Here is a 19,142-nt window from a genome sequence, read left to right on the forward strand (position 1 = left end):
ACATTTTCATTCCTTTGTCGCTTTATTATAAAACGTAATAATTAATCCCTTATTCTTCATACAACTAAATTATAAATGCTTTATATAACTGGATCCTTATTAAGACTACATGTTTAAAATTTATTTTGATTCATCTAAAACAGCTTTGCAACTCTTTATAACTAATTTGTCTTGTAAAAATTCGAATAACATTTTTGCTACCTATTAAAAAAATAAACCAAACCACTAATTCATCGTAATTAACTGTTTTTTGAGGATTTGCCTTCACATGAAAAAACCACAAAATCTCCAAGATTAACTAATTTGGTCATGTTCAAATTAATTTTTAAACAACTAAATCATGAAAAAATCAAATTTCTTATTGAACTTTATCGTCTTATTTATATTATTCGGTAAGCTTCAATCATTCGCTCAACAATCCTTTACTATAGGTAAGCATGAAACACAACAACTCGATATTACATTACCAAAAGTATTAAAAGATCAAATAAATCTAACAACTACCATTAATAATAAGGAGTATACTTTGCTTCTTGAAAAAAAATCAAATAGAGGCGCAAATTTTTCTATTGAACTACAAAAAGAAGATGGTTCGTTTGAAAGCCTTAGCCCGGGGCCCATTAACACATACATAGGTAGCATTAAAGAATTACCCGACCATATAGTACATGGTATTGTTACTAATGGAAATTTAGAGGCTACCATAATTACTCCTTCAAAAAAGGAATATCAAATTAGCAATACAAAAGGAACTTATAACATTGCTTTAAATACTACCAACAACATCTCATGTAATGATAGTTGTGTTGCTCCCTCCAATACACCTGTAAGTACAGGCGCTAAGTCTTTATCAAATGAAACTACTCAATTTTTTGCCAAAGCTACTTCGGCAAAAGCATTAGCTGTTACTAACGGAAATGAAACTGTAAAACAAGCAGAAATTGGCTTTGATATTGCTTGGAGTGCTTATGATAAGCGTTACGGACGTGACTCAAACGAAGTTAGAAAAACTATTGAAAATTTTGTTAACAGTGTTAACGCCATTTGGATTAGGGATGTGTTAGTTGAACATACTATTGGACGAATTGTTATAAGAACCAATGCCGCTAATTGTCCTTATGAAAAAGCTGGAAATAGAAAAGTAAATAATAAAACACTTAATCAAATACGAAGCATTTGGAATTCTGGAGCACATGGAAATTCCCATAACTTAGCACTTTTACATGTTGGTGACGGTGGTGGTGGATTGGCTTGGGTTGGTACAATTAGTGAATCCAACAGATATGCTGCCATTGGTCAAAGTAAACAAGGATTTCTTGGTTTTGGAAGACATGAAATTGGTCATAATTGGGGACTTTCTCATAACCACGGAAAACAAGAGTTGAATAACAATGGAAAACAATTTGGTATTATGTGGCCAGGTGGTATACATGATAGAGCTACTAGCGACGAAGCCAAAACCATGATTAACGAACGTAATAGTAGTGGTTTAAAAGATATTGGTCCTTACAAAAAGAAAAACATTAGACCTTATGGGAATCGAGATTTTGCTACCACCACTACCAATAACAGTGTTACCATTAATGTGATTGCAAATGATTACGATGCAAATGCTGATAAAATTAGATTGGATTCTTTTGATTCGAAAAGTAAAAATGGAGGTAGCATAAGACGCCAAGGAAATCAATTGATTTATACTGCTGGTAACAAAACAGGTGAAGATATTTTTTATTACAATGTTACTGATGGAAAATTAAAAAACTGGGGAGCTGTTTATGTAACCGTAAGAGCTGGAGTAAATGCAAAAGTTGACATTAATAAAACTACTTACAATTATGACTTAGGACCTTTAGATTCCCCTGTTGAAAAAGGATGGACATTAATTAGCAATCAAACAAAAGGAGACATTAACTGGTCATCAAATGATGTTAAAGCTTCTGACCGAGGTGCTTCAAATGGTATTAATAATATTAATAGAGATTTTGTATTTGGAAATGGAAATTCTGCTAAAGCAACTTTTAATCACAAAATTAAAAATGGAATCTGGTCTGTTGTAATGAATATGGGAGATACTGATTTTGCACATGATAGAATGTCTGTTAAAATTGAAAACAAAACCATAAACAATAACATTACTAGTGCTAAAAGACAATTTACTTATGTAAATGCTGACAAAGTAGAAGTTCGTGATGGACAATTAACTATCGAAATTCAGGACAATGGAGGTAATGACCCTAGTTGGGTATGGAATCGCTTAAGTTTAAAACGTGTTGGTGACCTACCAAATACTAACAATTCGATTCCAATAGGAAAAGTGATTACTTTACGAAAAAGTGGTGGTAATAGAGCCTATATAGCTGCCGAAGCTAGTAATAGCAGACTTATTGCTAACAGAACAAGAATTGGTCAGTGGGAAAAATTCCGCGTTGAAGCACACCCCCAAGGAGGTATCGTTTTAAAGGCCTTAGCCAACAATCAATACGTTCAAGTACCAAATAAAGATAGTCAAGCCGCAGTAAGACCAAATGGAAATGGAAAATTTGCATGGGAACGTTTTGAGTGGAAATCAAAAGGAAATGGAAAAGTAGCTTTTAAAAGTGTTCACTCTGGAAAATGGTTACAAGCCGATTGGAATGATAATAATGCTATTGTTAGAGCTCGAGGTAATGCAGATAAAGGTTGGGAAACTTTTGAATGGGCCGTAACTTCTGGAAACAAATCACTTGATAATATTGATCAGATTAACACATTTATAACACCTAATCCAGCAACTCCTAACAATTTGATTACCATTGCTGGAAATAAAAATTACGACTCCGTAATGGTTACAGACATTAGCGGTGCCTCAGTTGCCACTTATACTGTTCAAAATAATCAAATTGATATTAGCAATTTATCTATTGGAATGTACTTTCTAAAAATCGGAAACAAAACTGTAAAACTTATTGTCGAATAATAAATCATTCTATCTTAATAAGCTGTAATAAAAATAGGCTGCCTTTTCGGGCAGCCTATTTCATAAAATAAAACCTGTTATAAATAACTAATTATAACTCAAGTAATCCGTTTGTTTTACGAACACCTTCAGCACTTTCAGTTAATTTTGCTTTTTCAGCTTCATCTAATTCAATTTCAACAATTTTTTCGATACCGTTTTTCCCTAATAAAACTGGCACTCCTATTGAAATATCACTCATTCCGTATTCCCCTTCTAACAAAGCAGAACATGGGAACATTTTCTTTTGATCGCAAGCGATTGCCTGTACCATTGATGATACAGCTGCACCTGGCGCATACCAAGCACTTGTTCCTAATAATCCAGTTAATGTAGCACCTCCTACTTTAGTATCAGCTGCCACTTGTTCCAAACGCTCTGTAGATAAAAACTCAGAAGCTTTTACACTATTACGTGTAGCCAAACGTGTTAAAGGCAACATTCCTTTATCACTATGACCTCCAATTACCATTCCATCAATATCAGAAATTGGTGCTTCCAAAGCCTCAGCTAAACGGTATTTAAAACGTGCACTATCTAAAGCCCCCCCCATACCAATAATACGGTTTTTTGGAAGGTCTGTGGTTTTGTGCACTAAGTAAGTCATAGTATCCATTGGATTACTCACCACAATGATGATTACATTTGGAGAATGTTTGATTAAGTTTTCAGAAACTTGCTTTACAATCCCAGCATTAATCCCTATCAGCTCCTCACGAGTCATTCCTGGTTTACGAGGAATTCCTGAAGTAATTACCGCTACTTCAGATCCAGCAGTTTTAGCGTAATCATTTGTACTACCAACAATTTGAGTATCAAAATTTAACAATGAAGCAGTTTGCATCAAGTCCATTGCTTTTCCTTCAGCATATCCTTCTTTAATATCTAAAATTACTACTTCCGAAGCAAAGTTTTTAATAGCAATATATTCTGCACAACTTGCCCCAACGGCACCTGCACCTACTACAGTTACTTTCATTTTATATCTTTTTTAATTAATTTCCTGTCTGTAAAAGTACAAATATTCAATCGTTTAAGCAGATAAGAATTTGAAAATAAACTCTTGAAAAAATTGAGATTCTTTCAAAGTTTTTACGCTCTTATGAATAGCATTAAAAATTAAATTTATCAATACATTTGAATACTAGACCATAAAGCTATCTCATTTTAATCAGGGCACTAATATCCACTATAATTTAACTATGCAATTTGGAAAAGTAATACATCCCGAAACTATTGATTTTACATTACCCGCCGATCATCTGGATACTAAATTAGTTCTAAATACAAACAAGAGTGATCAATTTAACATGCATATTGGTTGTGCTAAATGGAACAAACAAGATTTAAAAGGTTTTTATCCCAAAGGCACTAAAGATGAATTACAGTATTACTCCAGGCAATTCAATTCTATAGAATTGAATGCTACATTTTATAGAATTTTTCCGCCCGAGCAATTTCAAAAATGGCATGATAAAACTCCTGAAAACTTTAAATTTTTCCCAAAGTTGGTTCAAAATATTTCACATTTTAAACGCTTACAACCCGAAGCGCAAGCTTATGTAGATCATTACATAAATTCGGCAATCCACTTAAAAGAAAAATTAGGCACTACTTTTTTACAAATGCACAGTAATTTTGCTCCTAAAGATTTTAATAGGCTAGTTCATTTTATTGAAAATTGGCCAAAGGAGTTAGCACTTGCCGTAGAATTAAGACATACAGATTGGTATAATGATCCCAGTATTTGTAATGAGCTATACCAACTATTTGAAGAAAACAATATTTCAAACATTATTACCGACACTGCGGGCCGAAGGGATTTATTACACATGCGCTTAACAAACAATGAAGCTTTTATCCGTTATGTTGGTGCCAATCACGAAAGTGATTACACCCGATTAGATGATTGGGTTACTCGAATTACAACATGGAAAAAACAAGGTATAGCTGCCATCAACTTTTTTGTACATCAAAATTTAGAAATGGAATCCCCACTTTTATCTGCTTATTTAATAAAAAAGTTAAATACAGAATTAAAACTTGATTTGAAAGTACCTGATGATCCTAATCAAACGATTCAAGGATCGTTATTTTAAATAGATGTACAGCATAAAATACACAATAAAGTATTAAAACTCCGTATTCAACAACTCACCACTAATTCTTAGAATTCTTAACTCTGCTAGTTTAGCCTGATATTTTGCTTGATTTCTACTTAACTCAGCATTTAATAAGTTTAATTGCGCTTGTCGGAATTCAATAGAATTTACCTGACCGATTTTAAACTTTTCTTTAGTACGATCAAAGTTATTTTGAGCAGTGACTATATTTTGTTCTTGCACTTTATACACTAAGAGTTTATTTTCATAGTCGTCCCAAGCATTATTAAAATCACGCTCAATACGCAACTCTAATTGTTTTTTTTGTAATTCTCTATTTTCAAGATTTAGTTTTGAGGTTTTAACTCGAGTAATTGCTCCCCCTCCATCAAATAAATTCCATCGTAAATTTAGCCTTGCCGATAAGCCTGTTGTTGTTGATACTGCCACAAATGACGCCGAGTTATTATCATTTTGATTCCACCCATAAGACCCCGTTAAACCAACAGTTGGTAAATAGGCTGCTTTATTAGAATTTATAGTATATTTATTAATCTGAATGTTTTGATCTGCTTGGAGTAATGCTACATTTTTAGCTTTTATATTGTCCAACAACTCAGACTTATTAGGAAAAGCAATAAAATCAATAGTCGATGCTACCTCAAAATTTTGCTTTAATTCATTTCCCAATATCAAATTTAAATCTCGCTTGGCGTTCACTAATTGTTGCTTCGTATTAATTAAATTAATCGTATCATTATTTATATCCACCTTAGCATTAAGCACTCCTAATTTGGTGTTTTGTCCATATTCGAATTGATAATTCGCTCTAGTTAAACGCTCTCTTGAAATGTTAAGTAAGGTTTCATTTGCCTTTACATTTTGAATTAATTGAGCCACATTATAATACACAGCAAACAATTGCTCTACGGTGTTTTCTATAGTTTCCCTAACCTGCAACTCCGTTAACTTATGCTGCTCCTGTAAAAGCTTATAATTGTAACGCCTCCCTAGTCCGTCAAATAAGGTATAATTCAAATCAAGCGAAGCATTGTATCGTGAACTTTCTGCTCCATTTAATGAGGTCGAACTCCCGTTGGAAAAATCTGCATTAATATTATCCTTATTAAAAGTAGCCCCAGCATTTGCAGTAAGCGATGGCAAGTATCCCGAATTTAAAATCGTCGCATCTGTTTCCGCTACCTTAAGCCTATTTGTAATCAACTTGATCCCATAATTATGTTCCAATGCTAGTTCTACAGCCTTTGTTGGTGTTACCAATTGCTGCCCTAACAGTTCTCCTATTCCTATTAAAAAGAAAACAAATCCGCAAATAGTACTGTTTTTAATGAGTTGCTTCATTTTGTTCTTTAATTGCGCGTTCAACTTCTTCTTTACTTATTTTTTTACCGGTGGCTAACCATTTTATATTCGTTTTAATTGCATTACTAAATGCTAAAAACAACGGTAATATCAAAAGTGTTAAAATAGTAGCGTAAGCAATTCCAAAAGAAATTGATATGGCCATTGGTTTTAAGAATTGAGCTTGCCTACTTTTTTCAAGCAATAAAGGCGCTAATCCTGCTACGGTGGTTAACGAAGTTAAAAATATAGCTCGAAATCGCGATTTACCCGCTTCAGTTAAAGCTAAATCAAAGGGCATTCCCTCTTTTAAATTCAAGTTAAATTTTCCTATAAGCACCAATCCATCATTCACCATAATTCCGATTAAAGCTATTATTCCTAATAAGGATAGTACGTTTACCGAAAAGCCAAGCATCCAATGCCCCCAAGCAACCGCTGTTAAACTAAATGGCACTAAAAGCAATAATAACAATGGCTGACTATAACTTCGGAAAGTAAAAGCAATGGTAATGTAAATTAGTAGTAAAATTATGCTTCCTGCTTCTTTTAAAGAGCTTCCTAATTTTGAAGCTTCTCTATTTTGACCTTCAAACGAAGCTGTTATAGATGGATATTTAGATTTTAAATCTTTTATAGTCGTCTCCTTAATACCTGCTAATATATCTGGAGCACTTGAACTAGGGTCCTTTAAATCTGCCGAAACCTGAATTTCGCGCTGTCCATCCAAATGATTAATCGCGACATCCCCTCTTGCTATACTGTAAGTAGCAATATCTTTTAAAAATACACGAGTACCATTAGAAGTAAGTATTCGAATATCATCTAAATTAGTAATCGAACTTCTATTAGCTCGATTATAACGCACCCAAACTCTAATTTCATCCTGACCACGTTGGAAACGTTGCGCTTGCAAACCAAAAAAGCCCGCTCGTATCTGACTCATTACAGTTCGTAAATCTAAGCCTAATAAATAGGCACTTTCCTTAAGTTCTAATCGAATTTCCTTAATACCTTCTGGGTCATTATCCACTACATCTTTTAATAAAGAATTCGATTGCAATACGGCTTTCAATTCTTTTTTAGCCGCTTTTAATTCCTTTATATTATTACTTAATAAAGAAACCGACACAGGACTACCTCCAAAATTACCTCCAGAACCAAATACTAAACGTTCGGTTCCTATCACTGGTCCTACCAACTCCCTCAAACGATTGGCCACTAAGGATGATTTTATTTCATCGGGACGTTCCTCACCTGGTAACATATTAATTCGTAATCCAGCACTGGAACTACTATTTATTTGAACAATTGTATTTACAAACAATTCTTTATCTGAGCCTTTTAAATATTTATTAGTAAACTCTTTGTTTACCAAAAATGCTTTTTGCTCTATCATCGAAATAATGGAATCCGTAGTTTTAACATTGGTTCCTTTGGGCATTTCCAATTCAATTAAAACCCGATCACTAGCTATGGAAGGAAATAAGGTAACTCCAATAATACCCCCACCAATAGCCCCTAAAGTCAACACTAGAAAAGAGACTAATATCCCTAAAGCAAGTATTTTATAACTCAATACAAAATCCAACACAGGACTATAAATTTTATCTCTACAAGCATTCATAAAACGATCCCCATAAGTATTTATGATCCTCATTTTAGAGAAGAATTGCTTCATTTTAGAAGGATGATCCTCCACAACTTGTTTCTGCAATGCCTTAGAATGAGCTAAATGGGCTGGCAAAATAATTAAAGCTTCGACTAAAGAAACCACTAATGTAAGAATCACAATCACCGAAACTTCACTAAAAAACTCCCCTATCCTACTGTCCAAAAAAAGAAATAATGAAAAAGCTAAAAGGGTCGTAATAATTGCCGAAACCACCGGAGGAATCACTTCCATTGTACCATCAATGGCTGCTTGTATTGGAGTTTTTCCCTTTTCGTGATGTTGGTAAATATTTTCGGCTATTACAATTCCATCATCTACAAGAATACCAATAACTATAATCATCCCAAATAATGAAAGCACATTAATGGTCACATCAAATGAATCGGCAAAAATAAACATTCCCAAAAATGATATGGGCAAACCAAAGGCTACCCAAAAGGCCAATCGGGTATTTAAGAATAAGGATAAAAACAATAGTACAAGTATCATTCCCACAATAGCATTTTCGGTAAGCAATTGTGTTCGTTGATTTAATGTAATAGACAAATCGCGCACCACACTTAAATGAATGTTATTGTATTTTTGATTGTATGTTTTAATATAAGCTTTCACCTTATCGGCAGAAGATATTAGATCCTCATTATTCGTACTAGTTACCGTAATATCCAATGATAACTGTTCATTAAAATAAATGGCATTCGGTATTTCTGAAAACCGATCGCGTACTATAGCTACATCTTTTAAACGAATGATCTTTCCATTAGGACTTGCTTTTACAATAGTATTTAAAAGTTCGGATCCGTAATAGGATCGGCTATTAGCACGAATTAGGTATTCTTCAACATCTGTTTTAATTGTACCTCCTGTAACTAAAATATTTGAATTACTAACCGCTTTAGAAACATCACTAAAACTAATATTATAAGCAAGTAAGCTTTCCTCATTTACGGCAATCTCAATTTCTTCATCGGGATACCCCGTAATTTCAATTTGTGAAATCCCATCAATGGCCCGTAAATCATTTTCTATTTGTCTTCCTATCTGTTTTAATGTACTCAAGCGTACATTTTCTCCACTTAAAGCAAAAGTTATGGTTTGACGAACCTCTTCTCGTTTAGCAACTATTAAAGGTTCCATACCTGTTGGAAATGATGGTACACGATCCACCGCATTTTTAACCTCCAAAAGCATCAAATCTATGTTTTCATCCTTTTCAATTTCAATAGTAATTACACCACTATTCTCTTTTGAAACAGAGGTAACACGATCAATCCCTCGTAAGCCTTTTAGGTTATCTTCAATTTTTAGCGTAATCCCTTCCTCAATTTCCTGCGGAGATGCCCCAGGATATGTACTGTAAACACTAATAAATTTTGATTTAATTAACGGAAAAAAAGAAGAGCGAAGTGATTTAATTCCAAAAATTCCAAATACCACAAATGCCAGTATAAAAATATTCACTGCTACATGGTATCGAATAAAATAAGAAATAATTTTTTTCATTGATTACCTATTTTGAGCTGATTTAGCATGAGCAACATAAGGTTTTACAATCATTCCTCCATAAGCACCTGGAACTGGTCTTTTAAGTAATACTGTATGGTCTGGAACCGACTTTAACACTACTTTTTTATCGGTAAAATAAATAGGTTTTACATTAATAATATCCAAAACACTATCCCTTAACATAAAAACCTGATTGTTTTCCATTAATAAATTTCGATCAATTTCTATCGCATTAGGTTCTTCTTTAGCTGTAATCATAGCTTCTAAAAACTGACCTTCTTTTAAATCCTTACTTTTTACTTCAATATAAACTGTTACGGTTTGTGTGGAGCTATCTATGTTTCCATTTATTCGAGAAATTACCCCCGTATAAGTTGTTGTTTTCTCTAGGTTATTTAGCAAAACACTTTCTCCAAGCTTTAGAAAACTTACCAATGATTGACTAATTGCTACTTCTATTTCATAAACAGATGGATCTATAAATTCTCCTAACTTTTGACCATTTCGAATTAAAGAACCTTCTGTTACTAAGGATTCCGTTAAAATTCCCGAAAAAGGCGCTCTCACTACATATTTTGAAAGTCGTTGCTCTAAATTTTTAACGGTGTAATAAGTAGAAACTATCCCACGACCAGATATAAAAAAGCGTTCTTTTTCTGTTTCCAATTTAGGCAATTCGGGTGCAGTTTTACTTAAATCAAATGCTGTTAAATAAGATTTCCATTTAGGATAAACTTCAGAAAAATCTAACCTTAGATCGGGCATAATTGCCGCAATCGCATTATATAAATTACTTTTAGCCGCTTGTACATTAGCATAATGCTCATTAGCATCAATGCGAATTAATGTTTGCCCTTTATTAAATTGTTGACCTGGTTTAAATAGTTTATTACCTGCCTTAAATATCCCTTGCACTTCCGAAAATAATTCAACTCTGCGTTTAGCCACTAAACTTCCACTTGCAGGAATACTAATTTTGATTTTACCATTTTTAACGGTGTCCGTAAAAACTGTTTTAATTACTTTTTCCGACACTGGTTTAGGCTTTTTTTTGTTTGCTATCATTTTTTTCGAAAACAAAAATGAACCTACAATTAATAACACACCAATAAGGGAAAGTATAATTTTACGCATAAAAATCTTTTAAATTATTAGCTCCAAGTTTTTAGTAACAAATGTATTCAAACACCTACTTTATAGCCTTAAAAAAAGCTTAAAATATATACTAATATCATCAATTTATTACTGACTAAAAATCAACACACTATAGAAATAAACAATAGCTAAATTCACCAAAAAACCTTTCAAAGTCCTTATTTGCGGTACATATACCGTATACGTACGCATAGGAACTTCCTTTTTTTGTCCAATCATATGCAATGCTATTCTTTTGTTCTTATAAATTTTTAAAATCATTAATTATGAAAGCTTCAAAAGTATTGTTATTCGTTTTTGCATGTACATTTTTAAACCTTAGTGCTCAAAAACACCTTACCTCATTTTCTTACAAAAAAGGAGAGATTTTAGATATCATTCTTTTAAGTGTTACTCCAAATTCAAAAACTATATTTGAACGCTATAAAAAAACAGCTTTTCCTGTCGCTTTCGAATATTCATATCAACCACAACCGAATTTTGGAATTACCAAAAACACTTTAGGGAATCATTTACCACATAATTTATTTTTTGGCAAATGGAAAAATAAAGAAAAGCGTGAAGATTTTTTAAAAAATATCACAACTAAAGTTCCTGACTTCCATGAACAACGAAGACAACTTTTTACCTATTTTGGCCTAACCTATTACGAAGCCACAAAAGACTTAGAATTTTCTGTGAATACAAAAAAGCTAAATACTGCGACTTCCTTTTGGAAAAAGGATACTGAAACTTTTTCAAACTTTGTTTCGCAATGGAAAAATGAAATAGAAAATGCCGGAGGTAAATTTATCATCGAATTAAACAAAGGAACATCCCCTTTAGGCTATGATTATAATCCCGACCTATTTTGTATTATTGAATGGAAAAATAAATCAAGTTTTAAATCATTTGCAAAAAAGCACCCTTTATCAAGCTATAACTCATTAAAAAACGTACAGCAATTCGTAATCAATTAGTAGCCTTTGCAAATAAAACTTGTATAAGTTTTATTTAATTTAAATTTAAAACAATAGAAGTTATTAACTTGAGTACGATTGTATGATCGTACTCAATATTAGATTTAATTATGGAAGTTCTATTAAACCAGTTAGTTTATTTTGGTTTTTTTCAAAGTTTATTACTCCTTGGTATTTATTTTTTTTCACCCAAAAAAAGAAAACACATTAATGGCTTTATGGCGATTTTAATAGCCACACTAGCCATGGGTTTATTAGGAAAGGTATTGTACAACACAAATTATTGGGGTCCTAATTTTAGGTTTATTGCGCTTTCAGAATTATCAACTTTACTCTTTGGCCCTACCTTGTTTTTATTTACAAGAGCTACATTACAAAAACTTCCTTTTACCAAACAAAACTTAGTTCACTATGTCCCCGGAGTGGCTTATTTTGTTTTTATACTTGTTTATTTTATAATTCCAACAGATGCTATTATTGTACAACGAGTAAAAACGGGTGAATTAATTCGTGTAATTTACACGTGTCACGCCTTTGGGCTATTAGTTAATATTACCTATTGGATCCTGGCATGGAATATTTTTTCAGGATTTATGCATCACCTTAAGCATGAAGTTTCTTATGAAATAAGAGCTCGATTTATGACTAATTTACTTTTAGTTGTAGGAATTTCATTAGGAATTTGGCTCATACTATATGCAACTAGTTTTTTGGGGTTTGAAAGACTAGAGCGTGATGCTCGGCCTTATATTTGGATTGTGCTCACCTTGATTATCCTATTTATTACTTACTATAGTATGATTTCCCCTCAAGTGCTTCAAATTGCTCCTGAACTAAAAAAACAAAAATACACCCAATCCAAATTAAGCTCAAAAGATATGGATGTACTTAAAGATAAACTTGATCAACTAATGCTAGAAAAAAAGCCTCATTTAAATTCAAAACTTTTAAAAACGGAACTAGCACAAATGCTTGGTGTAAATAGTCCTGAACTTGCTAGATTATTAAATGAAAATATTGGAATGAATTTTTTTGAATATGTAAATTATTATCGTATTCAAGAGTTTATACAGTTAGCAAAAAATGATAATGCAAAACAATTTACATTTTATGGTTTAGCCCAAGAGGCTGGCTTTAACTCAAAAACCACATTTAACAAGTCCTTCAAAAATCTAATTGGTAGTTCGCCCTCCGAATATTTTGAATCGACTACCTAATCAATTATACCATTTTAACAAAAAAAACCGTGTGAATTAATTCACACGGTTTCCAATCATTCTCCTAACAAATTGTTAGAGTTATCGAGTTATTGTTCCTGTAGGGAATGATTTTAAGTTCTCACCAAAAGCATAAGCTTCCGGTGCTGTTTTTTGACCTGCTGTTCCTACCATTGGTTTTAATGTAAATGGTTTTGGATCATTATCTGGAGAAGGCTCTAATGAAATAACTACAGTAGCTCCTCTTAAATCTGCTCCACCTTCAAATCCAGTTCCCATTAGGTTATTAATAAAATCTTCCCCTGGAATTGGTGGACCATCATTAACCGTACCTTTAAACTTTGATGTCATCGCGTTATCATCTGCCGCCTTTGGATCACTAAAAGTTCCTGTTGAATATGGCACCCCATTTTTCACTACCCATCCTTCATATTTCCATCCGCTATCTGCTGCTAAAACAGGTAACTCTAAACTAGAAGCTGGTGGCATAGTTCCTGGAGTTCCAAACCAAACTCCTGCTTCATCATTTTTAGCCACTCCATCAGCATCATCAGTAGGAGTTCTTAAAAAGAATTTTCCTGAAATTTCAGACTTCGTCATTTCTAAATCAGCAAAACCTGGATTAATCGTTTTATAACTAATAGCTGCTGTATTTCCATCAAAATCAGCTCTAAATAATTTTGTTGGAGCCGGAGCTGCTAAAGCTTCGCCTGTTTCGTTTTCAGGTTCAATTGTTAGTACATATGCACTTGCTGCTTCCAACATTTCAGAATCAACACTTTGAGTTTTAGTTTCTGGATCAGTAAATCTACCTGTACTAACTGGTTTACTATCTACAATCAACCAGCCTTCATACACAAAATCACTTCCCAAAGCTTCAAGCCCTGCTACATTTAAATTTAAATTAGATAAGTTTCCTGCCGCATCATCACTATCACAAGAAACCGCTAAAGCTCCTAATGTTGCAACACCAAAAATTAATTTCTTTAATTTCATAACTTTATTTTTATGTTTTTTACAAACATATTATAAAGACTAAAAATTAAATGTTAGCTAACTAACACAAACAGAAAAATTACTGAAAAACTATATGATTTCTTTTAAAACTTAATTGATTACTTTCCTGAAGTTCATTTAAAAGTATATTAAGTGTTGGCCTAGATGTTGCTATTAAACTTGCAATATCCTTTTGTGTATAAGGGTGTTTTACCATAATTAGTCCTGTATTAGGACAGCAATAGCCATAATCTTCTTTTAATTCTTCTAAAAATTCAAGTAATCGAGTTTTAGTATCCTTAAATAATAACAACTGTAAACGTCTTTCCATTTTTTTGAAACGCATACCCAAAAACTTGTATATTTTTAAACTAAAAGCTTTATTGGTACGCATTAAATCATGCATAGTTTCCACACCTATAGGGCAAACAGCAGTATTCCCATCCACAGATTGTGCAAATTCAGTCCGCTTATTTTCTCCTAAAATTGCTTTTTCACCAAATAACTCTCCTTTGGAAAGTATGGCTTTAATGATCTCATTCCCATCATCATCATAATAACCTACTTTTACTTTCCCTTTAGCAATAAGATATATTTTGTGTGCGGCATCTTCTTCAAAATAAATATACTCTTTGTTCTTGTAATTATTGAACTCATGTACTTTCTCAAACGTTTTAAATTTATGAGGACATAATAACGAGAACATATTGGTCTGTTCGCAATACCAAATAGAATCCATAGCAATGAAGTTATTTATGAGTTTTGTGTGTTGTTTAACTTGTGTCGCATAAAAAACCTTTCCCTTACAACTTAACATACATGTACTTATTATTACAACTATTCAATTATGCACTCAAAAACAACTTAAACAAATAGAAATTAACCACTTAAACAAACACACACCGGTTAAACAAAATTTACACTACTTACAAATTCCTAAAACACAGCTTCAAACTGTAATTTCTTTCTATTTATGTAGTCTTTATTATTTGAAGGTAATTTCTTAAAAAAGTAAAGGCTTAAACACAAATCTTAAATTTTTACAATAACTATTTATTTTTTCTACAAGCTATTTACAGATAGTTTTTTACTTTTGACCGACTTATTCACTGTATGAAATACTATTTACTTTTACTTCTCACGTTTGGCTTTTATGTCACAACTTTATGCGCCCAAGAAAAAGCAATTTCTATAAAAGGAAGTGTTTTAAATGCAGCTGATGATAAAATTCTTGAAAGCGTTCATATCATTAATCTAAACAGCATTAAAGGGACTATTACCAATACCAAAGGTGAATTTACTATAGACGCCAAAGTAAATGACACCTTATATTTTTCGTACTTAGGCTTTCAACCCCTTAAAGCCCGGGTTACAAATGACTGGATTAAGTACGGTAATGTAAAAGTTAAATTAACCGAAGTTGGATTAGCCCTACAAGAAGTTGTTGTTTCGGCACATAATTTAACGGGATTTGTCGAAGTCGATTTTAAAAACATTCCTATTTACAATAATGCCAACCGCTATCAAATTCCGGGTATAAGCTCTGGTTATGAAGGTGGATCCAAGCGAAGTGCTACGGCTAGAATAGTTAATTCCATATTAAATCCAGTGAATTCCCTATACAATATTTTTTCACGAAAGGGTAAACAATTACGCAACTTACGTAAAGTAAAAAAGGACGATGAAATTAGAAATCTACTTCAAAATAAATTTGACAGAGAAACCCTAACAACTCTTTTACAAGTTGATAAAGTAGATATTGACGAAATATTACTACAGTGTAAATACTCTAAACAATTCATAAAAACTGCTAATGACCTACAGATTTTAGATGCCATTAGTGAATGTTATGAGGAATATAAGGTGTTAAATAGAAATAAGTAAAAGCAATATTATTTTTTCAATACCTTAATAAGGTATTCTTTTCTCGATTTATTATTCAAATGACGTTCTCTCAACCAAGGATTTTCTTGTTTTAATTCTTTATAGGTCATTCCGTATTTAATTCCAAAATCGGTAAAATTGGTTACTGGAGAATCTACCGTTACTTCATAAGTTTCTGGTAATTTATACAAATGCTTGTCATTATAATTGAATCCGTATTTTTCTGTATTACACAAAATTTCTTTTACCGCTATAATGCGAAATACATACCTCCCGGTTTCTTGCCCTAAAAGTAAATCATAATAACTAGACACCTTTTGTTCTTCCAAACGCCTTTTCATTCCATTGTTTCCTCCATTATAACCTGCTGCGGCCAATGTCCATGAACCCAGTTTTTCTCTTGATTTCAATAAATATTTACAAGCAGCCTCCGTTGCTTTTTCTATATGGTAACGCTCATCTACATTTTTATTCACTTCCAAACCTAACTCACGACCTGTTCCTGCTAAAATTTGCCAAAACCCTTTGGCCCCTGCTGGAGAAGAAGCTTGCGTTAACCCGCTCTCAATAACTGCTAAGTATTTAAAATCATCTGGTATGCCATAATGTTTTAAAATAGGCTCAATAATTGGAAAGTATTTTTGTGAACGCTTAATAAGTAACAAACCATTAGATTGCCAATAGGTATTCACTAATAATTCTCGATCCATACGCTCATATACATCAGACTGATCAATAGGCACGGGCTCGCCTGCAAAATTCAAATTACTCGGCATATCTAGGGCATATACGTTGTAATCATTTTCATTTTTTTTGTCTTCAGATTTTGGTAATTGAGAAGCAAAAACAAGTAACCCACAAACAGCGACAACTCCTAATAGTGATAGGATTCTTTGTATAAAATTCATTAAATATCTATTTAGCTACAAGATACGACAAAGTAAAATTAATAAAAACTAGGTTTCTATTAATTTTGGTAAATTAAGGTTAAACCAACGAGCTCTACTCAAAATAATTACATGCGACCCGTTAGGTATACGAATACAATGATCAATATTTTTTATTGGAAATACAACGTCCTTTTCTCCATGAATATGAACACTTCCTTCAATAGGTTTTTCTTGTTCCCAACACAACACCTTTTCAATAGACCAATCCATATATTGTTTATCGGTCACAGTTAAGTATTTCCTGTAAATTGTTGCTATTTTTTTTGAGCCTTTACCCAAAAAAAGCTTTTGCCAATCAAAATCTACTAATGAGGTAGGCAATACCTTATACAATCTACTTTTACGAAGGGCTTTAAAACTTTTAGGTAATTCATGTTTTGTTTTTATGCTCGATACAATAATTAATTTTCTCAATTTAAGAAAACGACTCATCTCCTGCACTATAATTCCACCAAATGAAACCCCTAATAAAACAGCATTAGGTACTGTAACTTCTACAGCCATTCGACGCGCATAATCACTTATACTTTCCTCTTTATTGGGCATTTTCCAAGGAATTACATGAACTATATAATGCTCTGGAAGTTTTATAGCTTCAAAAATCGTTTCATTTGCCGACATGCCAGGCACAAAATAAATATGTATGGGTTCTTTTATCATTCTTTATCACACTCGATCTTACACGATTTACAGATAAGGATTTCGCATATACACTGTTTCTTTTTCTGTTATTGTTGCTTAAAAAAATGAAACCATTTCCCTTAAGCATCACCCTACTCATCACAATTGTGCTGCCGTATCTTAAACTAACAAAAAAATCAACATGATAACATGTAATTTTCACCTATAAATAGTAGTGCAAAATAATTGATTTTAATAACAACAGTCAACCTTTTACACACTTTAATAGCATGAGTTTATTTTTACAATAATTCCTCTTTTATTACAAGCAATAGGGGTAAAATGAATAAATTTTACCGTCAAACAAAATGTTAAAAGACAGCATTCACATACTAAACCAAAAAAAAAATCGTTAAATCATTAATAACTAAAAGAATACACCTATAAAATCAAATAATTAGACAAATCCCAAACTTCCAAAAATTAATACGATTAAAAATTTCTCCTACATTGAGTGTTATGTTTATAAGCCTATGCTTATTAATCAAAAAAAACCTTTTCTAAAATGGAAACAATAGTACTAGATGTAAAAGACAATGAATTTTTAAGACAATTTGAAACTACTATTGAAAATCAAAAAGTAGTTATTGAATATGCTACGCAACCAAGAAGTATATTTTTAACAAAACTTATCATGGATGAATCCTTAAAAAGTAAAGGTTACGACGCACTTTTTATTAAAACAGTATTTGAAATTATTGATGAACGCAATACCAGAATGGTTCCTACATGCCCTAAAATTGCTGATTATTTTAAAAAAAACCGAAGAAAATATAAAGCCCTCCTACCAGTGGGTATGAGTCTTTAAATCCGCATTGTGGAATTTTTATTTTTACATATTTCCTTTTTTGCCCTTATTAAAAAGAGACAATATTGCTTTTATAAACCTAACACCTTTTTTATAGAAGCAGTTTCTTTTTTTAATGAACCTATAAAATCAACACTTACTAAACCATCAGTTCCTATTTCGATGAGCCTTACTTTTTGCAATGTATTCACCAATGATGGATCCCAAGGAGCTTTTACTTTTACATAATTTTCCGTAAAACCAATAATATAACCTTCTTTATTCTCCGCTTCAAATAACACACTACGCTCACTACCTATTTGCGATTCATAAAAAGCACGACGTTTTTTTACCGACAAACCTCGTAGCATTTTACTTCGCTTGGCGCGAATATTTGCAGGCACCACTCCGTCCATACGAGCTGCTTCGGTATTTTCACGCTCCGAATAAGTAAATACATGCAAATAGGATATCGGTAATTCATTTAAAAAATTATAGGTTTCTAAAAATAACTCATCAGTTTCACCTGGAAAACCTACAATAACATCTACTCCAATACATGCATGAGGCATTACTGTTTTTATCTGTCTTACTCTATTCACATAAACACTACTCAAGTAACGACGTTTCATTAATTTTAATAAGCTATCTGACCCAGACTGTAATGGTATATGAAAATGAGGTACAAAGCTATTTGATTTTGCTACAAAATCAATCGTTTCATTCTTTAACAAATTAGGTTCAATTGACGAAATTCGTAAACGTTCTATACCAGCAACAGCATCCAAAGCCTGAACCAATTCAAAAAAAGTATGCTCGTGCTTTTTATTTCCAAACTCACCTTTTCCATAATCGCCAATATTTACTCCAGTC

Annotated in this window: 15 protein-coding genes; 6 read left to right on the forward strand and 9 right to left on the reverse strand. The window is 32.5% G+C overall.

Annotated features, from left to right (window positions below):
• The first annotated feature begins 340 nt into the window (after positions 1-340).
• Entirely contained in the window at positions 341-2,956 is a 2,616-nt protein-coding gene (locus KQA_RS19500; protein WP_010178773.1) for a M12 family metallo-peptidase, read from the forward strand.
• Between the two features lie 91 nt (positions 2,957-3,047).
• Here the strand turns inward: KQA_RS19500 and KQA_RS0205105 are convergent, their stop codons facing one another.
• Positions 3,048-3,974 carry a malate dehydrogenase gene (locus KQA_RS0205105; protein WP_010178775.1) on the reverse strand — a complete coding sequence of 309 codons (927 nt, stop codon included), beginning with the start codon at positions 3,972-3,974 and terminating at the stop codon, positions 3,048-3,050.
• 223 nt (positions 3,975-4,197) lie between these two features.
• On the opposite strand from KQA_RS0205105, the gene KQA_RS0205110 reads away from it, so the two are divergent.
• On the forward strand, positions 4,198-5,094 hold the full coding sequence (locus KQA_RS0205110) for a DUF72 domain-containing protein (RefSeq protein ID WP_010178777.1): 897 nt from the start codon (positions 4,198-4,200) through the stop codon (positions 5,092-5,094).
• Between the two features lie 33 nt (positions 5,095-5,127).
• On the opposite strand, the gene KQA_RS0205115 is transcribed toward KQA_RS0205110, so the two are convergent.
• From KQA_RS0205115 to KQA_RS0205125, 3 genes are read right to left on the reverse strand one after another with little or no spacing between them, the layout of a single operon-like run.
• Complete coding sequence (locus tag KQA_RS0205115) at positions 5,128-6,459, reverse strand: TolC family protein (protein WP_010178779.1); 1,332 nt, start codon at positions 6,457-6,459, stop codon at positions 5,128-5,130.
• Positions 6,443-9,637 (reverse strand): efflux RND transporter permease subunit, encoded by a 3,195-nt coding sequence (locus KQA_RS0205120; RefSeq protein ID WP_010178781.1) that lies wholly within the window; start codon positions 9,635-9,637, stop codon positions 6,443-6,445. The genes KQA_RS0205115 and KQA_RS0205120 overlap by 17 nt, the downstream gene beginning before the upstream one ends.
• A gap of 3 nt (positions 9,638-9,640) precedes the next feature.
• A complete protein-coding gene (locus KQA_RS0205125; protein ID WP_010178783.1) occupies positions 9,641-10,774 on the reverse strand; it encodes an efflux RND transporter periplasmic adaptor subunit in 1,134 nt (377 codons plus the stop codon).
• Between the two features lie 287 nt (positions 10,775-11,061).
• Between KQA_RS0205125 and KQA_RS0205130 the strand changes: the two genes are divergently transcribed.
• The gene (locus tag KQA_RS0205130; protein ID WP_010178786.1) at positions 11,062-11,754 is read left to right on the forward strand and encodes a hypothetical protein; all 693 of its coding nucleotides are present in this window, start codon (positions 11,062-11,064) and stop codon (positions 11,752-11,754) included.
• Positions 11,755-11,972: 218 nt separating this feature from the next.
• Positions 11,973-12,971, forward strand: a complete 999-nt coding sequence (locus KQA_RS0205135) for an AraC family transcriptional regulator (protein WP_198283107.1) — start codon at positions 11,973-11,975, stop codon at positions 12,969-12,971.
• An 81-nt stretch (positions 12,972-13,052) separates the two neighbouring features.
• On the opposite strand, the gene KQA_RS0205140 is transcribed toward KQA_RS0205135, so the two are convergent.
• Both KQA_RS0205140 and KQA_RS0205145 read right to left on the reverse strand, forming a co-directional pair.
• Positions 13,053-13,967: an anti-sigma factor gene (locus KQA_RS0205140; RefSeq protein ID WP_010178789.1), complete on the reverse strand. Its 915-nt coding sequence runs from the start codon at positions 13,965-13,967 to the stop codon at positions 13,053-13,055.
• 79 nt (positions 13,968-14,046) lie between these two features.
• Entirely contained in the window at positions 14,047-14,706 is a 660-nt protein-coding gene (locus KQA_RS0205145) for a Crp/Fnr family transcriptional regulator (RefSeq protein WP_029209465.1), read from the reverse strand.
• Between the two features lie 374 nt (positions 14,707-15,080).
• On the opposite strand from KQA_RS0205145, the gene KQA_RS0205150 reads away from it, so the two are divergent.
• Positions 15,081-15,851: a carboxypeptidase-like regulatory domain-containing protein gene (locus KQA_RS0205150; RefSeq protein ID WP_010178792.1), complete on the forward strand. Its 771-nt coding sequence runs from the start codon at positions 15,081-15,083 to the stop codon at positions 15,849-15,851.
• A gap of 8 nt (positions 15,852-15,859) precedes the next feature.
• On the opposite strand, the gene KQA_RS0205155 is transcribed toward KQA_RS0205150, so the two are convergent.
• Complete coding sequence (locus KQA_RS0205155; protein WP_010178794.1) at positions 15,860-16,759, reverse strand: lytic transglycosylase domain-containing protein; 900 nt, start codon at positions 16,757-16,759, stop codon at positions 15,860-15,862.
• A gap of 48 nt (positions 16,760-16,807) precedes the next feature.
• The gene (locus tag KQA_RS0205160) at positions 16,808-17,461 is read right to left on the reverse strand and encodes an alpha/beta hydrolase (RefSeq protein ID WP_010178796.1); all 654 of its coding nucleotides are present in this window, start codon (positions 17,459-17,461) and stop codon (positions 16,808-16,810) included.
• Positions 17,462-17,987: 526 nt separating this feature from the next.
• On the opposite strand from KQA_RS0205160, the gene KQA_RS0205165 reads away from it, so the two are divergent.
• Positions 17,988-18,290: an N-acetyltransferase gene (locus KQA_RS0205165; RefSeq protein WP_010178798.1), complete on the forward strand. Its 303-nt coding sequence runs from the start codon at positions 17,988-17,990 to the stop codon at positions 18,288-18,290.
• Positions 18,291-18,361: 71 nt separating this feature from the next.
• Here KQA_RS0205165 and KQA_RS20680 read toward each other — a convergent pair.
• Positions 18,362-19,142 (reverse strand): radical SAM protein (locus KQA_RS20680; protein ID WP_010178800.1); only part of this gene is annotated, 781 nt, incomplete at its 5' end.

This window comes from Aquimarina agarilytica ZC1 (assembly GCF_000255455.1).
In the GTDB taxonomy this organism is placed as follows: domain Bacteria; phylum Bacteroidota; class Bacteroidia; order Flavobacteriales; family Flavobacteriaceae; genus Aquimarina; species Aquimarina agarilytica.

What these genes read in the sequence shown, in the direction of transcription:
- KQA_RS19500 (WP_010178773.1), top strand. Translation starts at nt 341, where the DNA reads ATGAAAAAATCAAATTTCTTATTGAACTTTATCGTCTTATTTATATTA.
- KQA_RS0205150 (WP_010178792.1), top strand. Translation starts at nt 15,081, where the DNA reads ATGAAATACTATTTACTTTTACTTCTCACGTTTGGCTTTTATGTCACA.
- KQA_RS0205120 (WP_010178781.1), bottom strand. Translation starts at nt 9,637, where the DNA reads ATGAAAAAAATTATTTCTTATTTTATTCGATACCATGTAGCAGTGAAT.
- KQA_RS0205155 (WP_010178794.1), bottom strand. Translation starts at nt 16,759, where the DNA reads ATGAATTTTATACAAAGAATCCTATCACTATTAGGAGTTGTCGCTGTT.
- KQA_RS0205110 (WP_010178777.1), top strand. Translation starts at nt 4,198, where the DNA reads ATGCAATTTGGAAAAGTAATACATCCCGAAACTATTGATTTTACATTA.
- KQA_RS0205125 (WP_010178783.1), bottom strand. Translation starts at nt 10,774, where the DNA reads ATGCGTAAAATTATACTTTCCCTTATTGGTGTGTTATTAATTGTAGGT.
- KQA_RS0205115 (WP_010178779.1), bottom strand. Translation starts at nt 6,459, where the DNA reads ATGAAGCAACTCATTAAAAACAGTACTATTTGCGGATTTGTTTTCTTT.
- KQA_RS0205165 (WP_010178798.1), top strand. Translation starts at nt 17,988, where the DNA reads ATGGAAACAATAGTACTAGATGTAAAAGACAATGAATTTTTAAGACAA.
- KQA_RS0205160 (WP_010178796.1), bottom strand. Translation starts at nt 17,461, where the DNA reads ATGATAAAAGAACCCATACATATTTATTTTGTGCCTGGCATGTCGGCA.
- KQA_RS0205135 (WP_198283107.1), top strand. Translation starts at nt 11,973, where the DNA reads ATGGCGATTTTAATAGCCACACTAGCCATGGGTTTATTAGGAAAGGTA.
- KQA_RS0205140 (WP_010178789.1), bottom strand. Translation starts at nt 13,967, where the DNA reads ATGAAATTAAAGAAATTAATTTTTGGTGTTGCAACATTAGGAGCTTTA.
- KQA_RS0205145 (WP_029209465.1), bottom strand. Translation starts at nt 14,706, where the DNA reads ATGGATTCTATTTGGTATTGCGAACAGACCAATATGTTCTCGTTATTA.
- KQA_RS0205105 (WP_010178775.1), bottom strand. Translation starts at nt 3,974, where the DNA reads ATGAAAGTAACTGTAGTAGGTGCAGGTGCCGTTGGGGCAAGTTGTGCA.
- KQA_RS0205130 (WP_010178786.1), top strand. Translation starts at nt 11,062, where the DNA reads ATGAAAGCTTCAAAAGTATTGTTATTCGTTTTTGCATGTACATTTTTA.